Here is a 13041-nt window from a genome sequence, read left to right as displayed (position 1 = left end):
CAACACGAAAGTTCAGGAAATGTCTGCCATTAAGTCTAATGTTTCTGCCCCCAATTTTCAAGCCTCACGCGTCGATTTCGCGTTGTGGTKCGCCAGCACCATCGGTCCGGTGTTCCGCTGCATCCGCAACGGCAAGCAGCCGGAGAAAGAGGGTTGGCAGYAAGACGCCACGACCGACGAGGCGACGATCCGCAAATGGTTCGATCGCCCCAATCCGCCGAACATCGGCATCGCCACGGGCGGCGCTTCTCGCGTCATCGTCGTCGACCTCGACCGCAAGGACGGCAAGGACGGCGGCAAGGCTCTGGCAGCCCTCGCCGAGGCGCGCGGCACGACCCTGGCCGGCACCAAGACGTTGACCGTGGCGACACCCTCCGGCGGCCTTCACCTGTTCTATCGCGTGCCTGCCGATGTGGCGGCCATGACGGGCAACGTCAGCGCTCTCGGCGAAGGGATCGACATCCGGGCTGCCGGCAATCTTGTCGTCGGTGCCGGATCGAAGATCGACGGCAAGCCGTATTGYGTCCACAACGGCGGCACCGTCCCGATTGCCGACATGCCGCAGTGGCTGGTCGACGCCTTCGTGGCCAGCAAAGCCAAGGCCGAGCCGCGCAAGGCGCCGGAGGCCCTGGAGCTGGACACGCAGGCCGCAATGGCCGCAGCGCTTGCCTACCTGGCCGACGCCCCGGCATCCATCCAGGGGCACGGCGGCAACGACAACGCATACAAGGTCGCCGCGCATGTCAAAGACCTTGGCCTGTCCGAGGCGGCCTGCCTCGACGCGATGGACCTCGACGGCGGATGGAACAGCCGTTGCGTGCCGCCGTGGGACCGCGACGAATTGGCCGATGGGCCGATCAAGAACGCTTATCGCTACGGCCAGAATGCGCCGGGCAGCTCATCCATCGAGGCGGACTTTGGAGACTTGGACCTGCGCACTAACGCTGAGATATTTGCCGACATCTTCGACGAAGCGGCCAATGACAACGACGAGGCATTCATCGACGCCGCGCTCGCCGAGGTCAGCAAGYCGCCCGTCATCACGTTCGATGAAGGCAATGTGCCGGAGATCGCCCACAAGGCGGRAAGCGCCCTGATAGCCGCCGGAGCGCCGTTCTATGACTATGCCGGCGGTCTGGTCCGCCCGGTGACGGAAATCGCACCTGCTTCYGGCGGTCGCCGGACGGTCACGACGCGCCTTTCGCCCGTCTCGACCATCAACATGATCGACCACATGGCGCGCGCCGCGACCTGGAAAAAGCCGGACGCCCGCAGCGCGAAGAAAGTGCGCCGCACGACGCCGCCGAAGCTTATCGCCGATATGGTGCTGGGACGCTCCGGCGAATGGCGCTTCCCCAAGCTGGCAGGCATCATCACGGCGCCGACGCTTAGGCCGGACGGCAGCGTCCTGGACCGTGAAGGCTACGATGCGGCCACCGGCCTGTTGCTGGCCTCTCCGCCGGCAATGCAGCCGATCCCGGAGCATCCGACCAGGGCCGCCGCCCTCGCCGCCCTCGACATGCTCGACGACCTTCTGGACGAGTTCCCGTTCGCCGATGCGGCCAGTCGGTCGGTCGCGCTCTCGATGCTGATCACGCCGGTCGTGCGCGGCTCGATGGCCGTTGCGCCGATGCATATCGCCAGGGCTCCGGCGCCTGGCACCRGCAAGAGTTACATGATCGATCTGGCCAACGGCATCGCCTGTGGYGACAGGGCGCCGGTCATCAGCGCGGCGCACGATGGCGCGGAGCTGGAGAAGCGTCTCAGCGCAGTGTTGATAGCCGGACAGCCGATCATATCAATCGACAATGTTAACGGCACGCTCGGCGGCGATTTCCTCTGCCAGGCGGTCGAGCGGCCGAGGGTGCAGCCGAGGGTGCTCGGAGAGAGCAGGACTGTTACGATCACCAACAGCGCGACGATCTATGYGACTGGCAACAATCTCACTGTGACGGATGACCTTGTGCGGCGTGCCATCGTCTGCACRCTGGATGCCGACATGGAGCGGCCGGAGACGCGGAAATTCAAGGCCGATCCGTTCAATGCCGTGGCGGAGGATCGCGGTCGCTTCATCGCGGCGGCGCTGACGATTGTGCGGGCCTATCAGGAGGCCGGTCATCCTCGGCAGCTTCCGTCGTTGGCATCCTTCGAAGACTGGTCGCGCAACGTCCGTTCGGCGCTTGTCTGRCTCGGCAAAGCTGATCCGGTCGAGACGATGGCCACGGCCTWTCAGGAAGACCCGAACTCAGCGGCCCGGCGGGCAATCGTCGCCRCATGGCGCGAGGTGGTGGAGCCCGGCCGGTTTGTGTCGGCACGGCAGTTGATCGACACTGYCAATGGCGACATCGACATTGGCGTTGAGGCCAAGGAAGAACTCAAGCGCGCATTGCTGGCCGTCGCCGCCGATCCGCGTGGCCGCGACATCAGCGTGGAGCGCTTCGGCAAATGGCTCAGGGGGAATAACGGCCGGATCGTCRATGGCTACAAGATCGCATCCGTTTTCAGCGGGAAGGCGAAAACGCAGACTTGGGGACTGCAATCGCTGATGAAGAAAGCCGCCTGAGAGGGTGTTTGGCGGGGGATAGCGGGGGATGGCGGGGGATGTTCTCACTCTAGATAGGAAACTGTCAGTCTACTAATCTTGTAGACATTAGGGCTGACTGACACTTTCTAGGGTGGAGTTGGAAAATCCCCCGCCATCCCCCGCTATCCCCCGCCAAGCCGCCCGCAAAGCTTTGCGGAGCATAGGTTTGCGAGGTTTTAGCCGTTCCGGCTTAACGGCGAAACGGCGATCCGGTAAATCCATAACTCATGGCTTATATGTCTCACCCTGTTCGACACCACAGCATATCCCGCGCACCCAGGAACAGTGCCCCGCCGCCCGTACCGTTCTGTACCGTCGCCAGCGCACCTATTGTTGCTCGCGCTCCAGCGCCGCTCGGGCACCGGGAAATGCCTCTGTGCAAGCCTTCGGCTCGGCTATGTTGTGAAGGGCGTATAGCAGGCAGCGTGTTGCCTTATCTCGCCGGGCGCTAAGATGATCGATCCAGGCAGTAAGCGCTAGGTTGGCGATGAGTAGTGCGATGGCGATTTTCATGGTCTTTCCCCCCCGTGGCCGGCGCAGCCCCTGCACCAATCCCACGAAATGCCCGCCAGCGCCACAGGCAGCCCCGCCAGCGCGTTCGGAGGCATTCCGCCGCTCTCCGCACGGCCGATGCGCGCAACGCGCATCCCGTGGCCTAGCCCGCGTCTTCCGCCTTCACGATGGCAGCAAGCCGAGCGACTGTTCCGCGAGACGCCTTCGTTGATGCCTCCACCTCTTTCCACGGCTTGCCCTCCCGCAACAGCCGCTTGACCAATTCGTTGCGCTTCGTGTCCTCCTGCCGGCCGCGATAGGCGCCCTTGRCTTTCCCCTTCACGATGCCCTCGGCCTGYCGGCGGCGGCGATCGTCGTAATCTTTGCGGGCGATGGCTGCCAGYATGTCCAGCAACATGCCGTTGATGGCTTCGAACATCCTGGCCGTGAAGTCGTCGGCATCGCCTCGCGCCATCAGCCACGACGTTGGTAGATCGAGCGCGACGACGCGCACTTGCTTGGCCTTGATCTCGGCTTTCAGCCGATTCCAATCGGCGGCATTGAGGCGGGACAACCGGTCCACCTGCTCGATAAGCAGGATGTCGCCGGGCCGGCAATCGTCCAGAAGTTCAAACAGCTTGGGACGCGCGAGCGACGCGCCGCTTTCGTTTTCGATGTAGCGTTTCGCGATGGTCAAGCCGTGTTCCGCCGCGAAGGCGTCGAGCGAGCCGGCGGCGCGCATGGCGTCCTGCTCGTTGGTGGAGGCCCGCAGGTAAGCGCGAGTGAACATGTTGGTTCTTTCCGGTTTGGGGTTTAGCGGGATCGCCGCGCCGTTGCCAGCGCGGCGGGAGTGCGATCACTGGCCAAGGGCGCGCTTGGCTTCCGTCCAGTTCATGACGCGCTTGTCTGGCGTGACAATGCATGCGGCGAAGTCGTCGCGACGATAGAGCTTGCCGCGCGTGCTGTCGGCGACACTGCCGAGCTTGCGGAAAGCGGCCTTTAGCGTGCCGTGCAAGAACACGCGGGAGCGTGTCCGGTCATAGGCTAGCGAAACCACGGCGAAACTGTCCTGGTGCCAGTAGTTGCGCTCGGCAAGGACGACCATTTCGGCCGCTATGCTCGGGCCGTTGCGCTCCAGCATGTAACGATCGTCTGTCCAGATGGCTGTAGCGGTCATGGCCTCACCTCCCGGCCGCCTTGCGAGCGGCAGCTAGGCCGTATTCAGGCTCGATACAGTCGACGTTGCGCCAATTATCGTCGACACTGCATGCGGCAATGAAGCGCTCGCGATCAAAGTTCGGATTGGAGCTTGCCAGCTTGCCCGCGAAGCTCCTGGCAACGGTCAGACGGTTGACGCGTTCGGGCAAGTCGCGGACCATTGCCGCGATTGCTGCAAAATGGCGATGCTGCATAGCCGGCATCGTTGCGCGCATGTCTTTCCGGTTAGCTGTGGTAAGATTAGTGGTCATGATCCTCGGCCCTCCTGCGGCCTTGGTTTGTGAAGGCATCGCTTTGGCGGGTTCCAGCCGCCGAGCGATGCCGCCCTAAAGTTCAATTAGGGTAGGTCAATTAAAAAACACCAATTAGGGTATGTCAAGAATTATTTTTCAGACCGGTTTCGGGCGGTCGTTTGGCGCATACTCTATTTGACCGGGCTTGCCGGCCGGCTCGCCATGTRCCGGCCCGCACACTGCACCAGGCACTGCATTGCCATTGCTGGAAACGACAAGCAGCCCGCGATAGGCCGCGTTCAAAGCCAGTGAATGCGTGGCGAGCTTGACCACCAGGGCGACGGCAAGCGTCAGTCTGTCGGTGACGATTGTCCAGCAACCAGGCGCAAAGCCGATCCCTTGGCTAGGCAGATGTGCGGTTGTTGCGCGTCTCAAATGATCCGGCAAGCATGTTTAATCGGAGGGTGGGGGTGGCCGGCGCCCGTACCCCAAGCTTTCGATCYGGCCGTCAAAAGCCGGCATACCTCGATAAAAAATAGCGCGCCTCGCGCGCGGGCCGCCGCTCCTCCTCCAAGGCGMCCCGCCTCGTGCGCGGCAAGTAGGTTACCTCCGATCGACCGCATTGGACGCCTTCAACGCTTCGACGTTGGCGGGGTTGAGACAACGATAGATGCCGTCGGGAATTCGGATTCGGTTTTTTATGTACTCCGCCCAACCTCGTGCTCAYGATCAGAATCTCTGTCGTCTTTGCCGTCGCGGCCATGCAGGAGCAATGCCTGCTTGAGATTRAGTTTCCCCTGTTAGACCGAAATTTCTACTTGCCAGGCGCGGARGCTCAATCGTGCAACGCCTTCCTGAGCGCATCAGGCGCGTCGGCGTAAAACAAGACCTGTATTTTCGTCGCCACATCGTCCGACAGATCGTTTAGCGCTCGTCGGCAAGAAACCGGCATCATCACGGTCACAGCCCCCTTTTCGAGCGCTAGCTCGACAACATCGATTGGGTTGTGGACCGGCTCGATGGAGCCGCCGAGATTAATACCGCCTACGATGATCAGTCCGCCTTTTAACGTTTTTCCCAATAGCGCGGAGCAAAGCGAGATCAATATTCCAACCCCAGTCTGGGATCCGCTGCGGGCTGCGTCGAAGGAGCGGATTTGAACCGCGAATTCGTGCTCACGTGGGTTCCTGTCCCCGACAAGCTCGCGCGCCCTCGAATAGAGATTTTGTTCCGCTATCTTCACGCTTTCGCGGAAAGGGGCCGGCGGCGACTGGTTGAGAATGYGTACCCCGCCACCCGGGCTTTCCGTCACCTCGATGCGAAAGAGGCCGATGCCCTCATCTTGGCCGCCAGGGCTGATCGCCCAAACTTGGCCTGCCGGAAGTGGGTCGGAGCCGATGCTGTCTTCGCTCTGGAGTTCCGGCGTAGCTACGAACTTTTCCACGCCGTCCATACCCATCATGTAGCTGAACTGGGTATTTCGAAACTCCRCCGAGCCGATGCGCTTCTGCTGTTCTTTTACCCGGCGCCGGACTTCCAAACCAAGACGGACCRCCCACTCCAAATCCTCGTCGGAAACCTTCATGGCCGAGTCGGGATAGAGCAGCTTCRAAAGTCCCGATACCGTCTTGTTGACTGCGTTCTGGTCGCGACCCGAAAGCGCTCCACCAAAATGCACGCGGCCCGGTAACACGTTCACGCGCGTCTGCGCCCGCAATCGTGAGAAGCATTCCRCCAACACATCACTCACCATGCCGAAACGGCTGGTGAACAGGTCCTTGTTGACCTTCGGAATGTCCCAGCCCGGCAGATAGCAATGAATTCGATCCATGAAGGCGGTGTCATTGCGCATCTCGGGCGGCATGGGCCCGAACAGATGGCCGACGCGCTGCTGGTGCTGCACGTCGACATCGAAATTGCCCACCATGACTATGCTGCCCTCCGCGCGGATGCTTTCGCGGCCGCGCGAAAACTCGCCGGATTCCATGTAGCCTTTCATGATGTTGACGCCGTCCTTCTGGTCGAAGGAAATGCCCGACACCTCGTCGAAGCAGACGACATCATATTGGCAAACGAGACCACGCTGCGCGTTTGCCATGTTCACGAACATACGCGCGACGGTCGCTTTGCCACCGGAGACGAGGTGCGCGTAAGGAGAAACCTGCTGGAAAAGATGGCTCTTGCCAGTGCCGCGCGGTCCGAGCTCGACCATGTTGTAGTTGCTTTCGACGAACGGAACCATGCGCAACAACATGGCATCTTGTGCCCGTGCCGACAGTGTGCCCGGTTCCAGCCCAACACTGCGTAGGAGGAAATCCCGCCATTCGGCGGTGGTCAACTTCGCTCGGCCCTCGGCGATCTTCTGCAAGATGTCGCGGCTGGAAAGCTGGATTTCCCGCATGCTCAGAATCTGAAAGGGCCGGCCGCCTTTTTCCTGGGCTATGCTTGCGTCATAGCCCAGTTCGATCTCGGCGTAGAACCCTCCGGTGAGCATACGCTCGTGCGTTTGGACCAGCTTGTCGTCGATGCGCACATCGGTCAGTCGCAGGCTCGGMAGCGTGGCAAGGTAGCTGTCGGTCTTCGCATCCAGCCGTGCCGTGACGATGTCGATAATGCGAACCGAACCGCGCTCTCGCGCCCGGGCCTTAAACAGCTCTTCCTCGCCCGCTCTCACAGTGCGGTCGGCAAGCTGCGACTGCACCATCTCTAGACCTTCTTCGATCTCCTTCGCGTCTGTGCTGGCGGCGTATCGCCCAAGCATGAATTCGACGACGTAGGTCGGGACAGGAAATTGCCCGCGGAAGCGCCGCACTAAATCCTTGCGCACAATGTGGCCTGGAAAGRCCTCTGCTGCCTTGCGATCGAGAGCGTCCAGCTCCAGCATCATTCTCCCCCGACAGTCAGCACGCGGTGCGCGAGAATTCGTCCGTTATCGTCCAGTAAGACCAGGCAGACAGTCTGATTTTCGTGATCGTCGCCTACCAGAAACGAAGTCTTGCCCTTATCGTCCAGAACCCGTCCACCCTTGATCAGGCTCGGCCCGCTGGTTTCTGATCCCAAGCGCAGATCAACATGGAGATCGGACCCGCCAGGTGCTTCGACACGGAGCCTGAGACCCTCCCAACGTGTCTTCAGTTCCGCGATATTGCTTTTCTGAGCCCCACTGGCGGCTACGTTCAGTACGGGCAAGACGCATTCCTGTGGGCTCACGCCACCATGGGCGTACTCCTGGCCAACATAGAAGGAATGCGCGCCGGTCGCGGCCGCCACGAAGACATCACTATTCCAGCTCCAGGGGATCTGGAGATAGGAGGTCTGTGCCTTCGGTTTGACCATCGCGCAGCGACTCCGTTTCCCTTGGGGTTCGGCGAGACCGGTCTCCAACGCAGCCTTTGGGAGCCCGCCTGGCATCAACAGCCAACCGTGATCAGTGACGATGCGCACATGCCGTCCAGTCCGTACGAGCTGAAYGACGCAATCCGCTACATCGCGAATCCCTGTCGCAAGCTGTCCTGCGAGTCGGGCGCCAAGCGCGTGGCCGTCCTCATCGAAGCGGCCGGCCTCTGTCCAGAGCTTGGTATCGGCCAACAATGAATCGCCCGTCTCCCAGCCTTCACTCTCCAGCAGCTTGTAGAGGACCGGTTTTGTGACGGGCTTGCCATCTTCGGTCCAGGGAAGCAAGTCGGATGTGCTTGGCGGGCCGCTGAGTAAGGATGCCACCGGAGAGGCTAGTGCCTTGCAGGTTGCCGTCACTGTGGGAAATCCAGACCAGCACCAGGACAGGTCGGCATTTAGTCCCTCGGCGGTGAGTAAGCGCAGTAGGGCTTGCGCCAAGTCCATGCGCAACCCGTCGACGAAGAGGACTGTAACCGCATCGTTATTGTCCGCCGCCGGCGCAGACAGCTTCACGTTACCCGTGCGGATCAGCTCCTGCAGCGTGTTCGCGCTCTCTTCGAGCCAGGGCAGATAGATTGCCCGCAGCGCCACCGATACGGCGTTGCGGTCAACGTCGCGCGGCACGGCGGCCAGCGCCTGCATCGCAGCGCCATCCACGGCCGCGCCATCCTCGACATAAGCGTCCGCGAGCGCCTTGCCGTCGTGCGAGGGAAGCGCTTTTGCCTTGGCGACTTCGACCAGCATTGCCAGAGCCCGCGCCAATGGCGCTTTGCCGCGCTTGGCCCAGACCGTCTCGCGGCGCCAGGCATGTTTGGCTTCAAGTTCAAGAATTTGCGCGCGGGCTTTGACCGCCGACAGGTCAGACAGCTTCAAAAGGCTGTCCCTAAGTTCGTTCTCGCCCCTCAGATTCTCCGTCGGATAGGCCTCTTTATTCTCAAAGAGAGTTGAGGGCTCCTCCGCTCCAAGCAGGCCGACGACACCGCCATATCCGATCCCTGCGGCAAAGCGCGACCAGACCTCAGCCCACTTCCCTTCGCGCCGTGCCAGGCGTTTCGCAGCGTCCTGTGGCGAGAGTTTTCGAGGATCGAATTTGAGCTGCTTGTCGGCAATGTTGGCGAACGCCGAGAAGCGAGCCGGGTCTGCGGTCGCGTCGAAAGCACCATCCATCCAGTCCAGCATATCGGCAGCAAGGTCGGGCGCGAGCAATGCATTCAGCGCGTCCGCATCCCATCGTTTTGATCTCAACTCGTCGACCGGCTTGGCGCAAAGACGCAACGCCGCGTCTGAAAGAGCTATGCGGGTTACAGCGTCGTCGGCGATGCTGAGTTTCAGYGGTCCCCGGTCAGAGGTCAGGAAGGCGCGCAGCGTCCAATCCTTGCCATTGACATGGCCGAAAAGGTTTCCAGCGACAGTAAACCAGACTAGGGGCTGCAAGAGCGTCGGGCAGTCCTCGGCCCCTTTCAGCACCTCGCGGCCAACGCCAGGAAGGTAAAGGATCGGCGTCACGTCTTCGGGCAATGGAACGGCTGGAAGCGCTCGGGCAGTCGCGGCGCGCAGCCAGACGGCGGKGCCGGTTCGGGTCTGCAAATCGTGCTCGCCATAGGTCAGCAATTCGGGCATCCGTTCACGCAGTGGCGGGACCAGAGACAGGAACTCCGAATTTGGATCRCACCAAAGAACCGCCTCAGGAGGCGACTCCGCTCCTGGATTGTAACCGGCCGCATCGCGCAGTGCCGCGACCAAAGCATCGATAGGGGTAGTCACCGCGCCGCCACCATCTGCGGATTGCTCGCCCGAGCCGCGCGCTTTTCTTCCAACGTCGTATGGTAGTCGTTGATACGCTCGCCCTTGAAGACCGGATACCATGGTGCCGACGGCACAYCGTTGCCCCGGTCCTTCGTCCATTTGATCCCTTTTGGCTGCTCACGCAGAATTCCCGCTTCAATGAAAGGACGAATGTTCATGCGCACGCCGTCGTCGAGATCGGGGTCCCAACCGAGCGGCTGTTCGACTAGCGATTTCCAGCGGACGAAGATGTCGAAAGGCGCTTCGCCCTCCAACACCTTCTCCAGCATTTGCTGCAGCTCGCGGCCTTTTTCGTAGCGGAGATCGTTGTTCTCGGCCTTGGCGCGCGCCAACCAATCGCCCAGCACGGTGTAGACCAGCTTGCGCAGGTTCGATTGAGTGAAGCGGTGATAATGGACGAAAACCGAGAACCCATCCTTCAGCCCATCCCAGATGTGCCATAGGAAGGGCCGCTGGTGAAAGAGCGTGCAATGCTGGCGGAAGGCACGGTCGCGCAGCCAAGCCTCAAGCGATCCGTCCTTGGCCTGTTTTTTGTCCCAAACCTCGTCAGCCTCAGCGATCAGGCRCCRCTCCAACGCGTCGGACCAATCCGCGCCGAATGYAGCAGCGAGATACGCTCGAAGTCGGTCGGCAAGCGGCTTCTCGCCGGCGACTCCGGCTGTAGCGAGCAGGCCGTCCTCGTCGCCCTCCGGGAGGGCCGCCACTTTCGCCGCCCACTCGCGAGCTTCCGGCGAGAGACGCATCTTCTTATCTGTCTCCGCAGGCCAATTGTAGCCACATAGTCGGGCGAGGGCTACAAGAAGGGCTGTACCTCGTTCGGCATTAGCTGGATGGCCGTGGAAGAGCCATTGAGTAGGGTCGTCGGAGTACGGCTCAGGGAGACCGTCAGGATACCGCTCAGTAGCGATCTTTTTCCATTTTGCTAAATCGAAAAGCACCTTCGTCAGAGTAGAGTTTGTGACTTTCAGCGCTTGATCAATCTCCCGGACACCTTTTGCATACTCTGTGGAAGAGCAGAACGCCCAAACAGCCGCGAGATTCTGCTCGTCATGAACGACCATGGCGGAACTGTTATTGTCGAAGAAATGACCCTCAAAMCTCGTGACAGGAATTTGACCCATTTGGGAGATGCACACGCCTCTTTTCCCCACGGCGCCCAAGCCTTGAATGCGGGCCTGCGACGATGTTGCCAATTCACCCTTTCCCTCCTTCCAGTGGATGACATGGTGTAAGCCGCCAAAGTTAATCGTCCTCTCGACCGTCCCCGCTTGGTAAGACCATTCCGGGAAAAGCTGCCGTGGTTCCCAAAATTTCCGTCCAAATCGCTCATAATCTGCCGTTGCAATGCCTTGGTAAGAAGAAGCGTACTCACTCAGCAATTTTCCCACCGAGCCGCTTTTCAACATGATTCTGTGATCTGGATTTTTCAATTGGTCTTCTTGGAGCGGCGTCTCAAATGAACTAGAAAAAAGAATATTATTCTTATCTCGGGCGCTTGAGCCAGAGTTCGCGTCCAAGGCGGAGAACGCAGTCGTTCGTCCCATTTTCTTATTAGTGAAGGCTGTCAGGGAAACATTGACAATCTCGCCGCTGATCGTTTCGAATGCTCTGGACCCGAGCGCTGCAACAATGTTAAGCTCCGTCTCTACAAGTATTTGTGCGCGAAAATGCTTGTAACTCGACAGAAAGAGCCAGTGCTGGGGGGATACGGCTGCTACAGTCCCACAGTGTGCTGAGAGTAATGTCATGCGGGCTAGCATGGCGGTGCTGAGATCGGCCTTAGCCGTATCRAAGCGTCGAGCGATGTGCCTCGACAGCTCGYCCCCCTGTTTTCCTCTTCCCAAAAAGGGAACGTTCGTYGCTTGGAAAGTATATTTTCGGGCAAGAAGTCCCACGGCATCGGCCATCCCTCTCGCCGCAACTACACCCTCTGCCTGCTCAGGTTCCGCCCTACGCGCCCTAGCCAGTAGCGGCTCCAGTAGTTGCTCTAGTCGTGCGATACGCATTGGATCAACGAGGTCGCCGCCGGTTGGCTCCAAGAGGCTGCCGAGAATCGGTGCTTGCACGAAGAGGGCATGYAGAGCCGCCAGTGCGCGTTCGAGTTCAACTTCACCTTCTGCGAGCGCGACAAATTCGGCCTTTGGCAACGGCGGCGGCGCGCCGACCCAAGCGATATGAGGCAATGGGAGAATCTGCCAGCCGCCGATACGCCAGGCGGTCAGAGCCACAGCGAACGCAGCAATCTGTACACATCGACCGTCGATCTCCAGGCCATGGAGATTGTCACGCAGTGCGGCAGAAACAGCGTCTGCTGGCGACAGCTCGTTCTCAGCCCGCCGCATGGCGGAGAGGATCGTCAACGTCTCGGTYAGGAAGTGGCCAGACCCACAGCATGGGTCGAGCATGGTGATGTCCTTCGCATCTTTGGGCCAGCCGGGGAAAACGCCCGCTGCCGGCCGCCAGCGCGCGTCGTCTCCTTCGCTGGCTTTGACGAAACGCAGCATATCGAAAGAATAGCCGGGGAGGTGGCACGCTGTCCGCAGCACGTTTTCGTCTGCGGCATTCGCCAATTCGGGATTAGTGGAGAGAACTTTGCCTGCCCACCAGGCGCCTAGAGTGTTGTGCAGCAAGAAGCGCACCATATACGGCTCAGTGAACAGCTGGGTGACGGCAGAAATCTCGTCTGCGCCGATCTTGTCGCCTTTCTTGTTGACCGCGTCCTTCTCCGCCGCCCGCCAGAACTGATATGTCCAACCGAGGCTGTCCTCGGCCTGGAAAACATCATCGTCGAGATCGGTCACGAGGCGATGCAGCGACTGGTTCTGTGYCGCGTCCAACATCAGCAAAAGGACCGGATCGTCGATGCGGAAGACTGCAGGCAGCATCGAGGCGGCGTAGCGCTCAGCAACCGCCCATGCGTCGGCAGCACCTTCCTCCTGTGCGATCTCGCGACAATCTTCAAGCGTCACTGGCACATCATGTTCCGGATGTCTGAGCAGACCACGCTCAGCGAGGAAACGGGCGAACAGCATACGGTGCCAATGGGCATAAGCTGCAGCCTCGACGAGACGCTTCACCTCCTGTTCCCCGGAAGCCCTATCCAGCCGGTCGCCCAAACTGCGGGCATGCGCGCGAAGACGACGGCGCAGCTCCTGCTCATCGTCCGACAGGTAGGCGGGTGCCTTCCCCTCCGAGACGCCAAGGCGACGGACTGCATCGGCAGCCCCAGCTTCTGCTACGATGCGGGCTTCCTTGATGATTTTTTCCAGCGCGCGTCGAAGCGGCGTGGTGAGGTAATGCTGGCTCATGTCR

7 protein-coding genes are annotated in these 13041 nt (G+C 60.7%); 1 reads left to right on the top strand and 6 read right to left on the bottom strand.

The genetic code is table 11. The features are described 5' to 3' along the window. Positions 1 to 82 precede the first annotated feature (82 nt). A complete protein-coding gene (locus tag LCM4576_RS31900; RefSeq protein ID WP_071036310.1) occupies positions 83 to 2563 on the top strand; it encodes a bifunctional DNA primase/polymerase in 2481 nt (826 codons plus the stop codon). 676 nt (positions 2564 to 3239) lie between these two features. Here LCM4576_RS31900 and LCM4576_RS31895 read toward each other — a convergent pair. From LCM4576_RS31895 to LCM4576_RS36700, 6 genes are all read right to left on the bottom strand, one after another. Continuing rightward, positions 3240 to 3866 (bottom strand): recombinase family protein, encoded by a 627-nt coding sequence (locus tag LCM4576_RS31895; protein WP_071036309.1) that lies wholly within the window; start codon positions 3864 to 3866, stop codon positions 3240 to 3242. Positions 3867 to 3932: 66 nt separating this feature from the next. After that, positions 3933 to 4253 (bottom strand): hypothetical protein, encoded by a 321-nt coding sequence (locus tag LCM4576_RS31890; protein WP_131803337.1) that lies wholly within the window; start codon positions 4251 to 4253, stop codon positions 3933 to 3935. A gap of 4 nt (positions 4254 to 4257) precedes the next feature. Then, on the bottom strand, positions 4258 to 4545 hold the full coding sequence (locus LCM4576_RS31885) for a hypothetical protein (protein ID WP_131803336.1): 288 nt from the start codon (positions 4543 to 4545) through the stop codon (positions 4258 to 4260). Positions 4546 to 5362: 817 nt separating this feature from the next. Beyond that, positions 5363 to 7411, bottom strand: a complete 2049-nt coding sequence (brxL, locus tag LCM4576_RS31880; RefSeq protein WP_244510975.1) for a protease Lon-related BREX system protein BrxL — start codon at positions 7409 to 7411, stop codon at positions 5363 to 5365. Continuing rightward, on the bottom strand, positions 7411 to 9789 hold the full coding sequence (gene pglZ, locus LCM4576_RS31875; protein ID WP_244510988.1) for a BREX-1 system phosphatase PglZ type B: 2379 nt from the start codon (positions 9787 to 9789) through the stop codon (positions 7411 to 7413). The genes brxL and pglZ overlap by 1 nt, the downstream gene beginning before the upstream one ends. Next, positions 9684 to 13037 carry a hypothetical protein gene (locus LCM4576_RS36700; protein WP_071036305.1) on the bottom strand — a complete coding sequence of 1118 codons (3354 nt, stop codon included), beginning with the start codon at positions 13035 to 13037 and terminating at the stop codon, positions 9684 to 9686. The genes pglZ and LCM4576_RS36700 overlap by 106 nt, the downstream gene beginning before the upstream one ends. Positions 13038 to 13041: the final 4 nt, after the last annotated feature.

Origin of the sequence: Mesorhizobium sp. LCM 4576, assembly GCF_001854815.1 — a bacterium.
In the GTDB taxonomy this organism is placed as follows: domain Bacteria; phylum Pseudomonadota; class Alphaproteobacteria; order Rhizobiales; family Rhizobiaceae; genus Mesorhizobium; species Mesorhizobium plurifarium.
The sequence above is the reverse complement of the archived record's forward strand: the minus strand, read 5'-3'. Positions and strand labels throughout refer to the sequence as shown.

Bases quoted from the DNA above. Each gene is read 5' to 3' on its own strand.
- LCM4576_RS31890 (WP_131803337.1), bottom strand. From the start codon at position 4,253: ATGACCGCTACAGCCATCTGGACAGACGATCGTTACATGCTGGAGCGC.
- LCM4576_RS31885 (WP_131803336.1), bottom strand. From the start codon at position 4,545: ATGACCACTAATCTTACCACAGCTAACCGGAAAGACATGCGCGCAACG.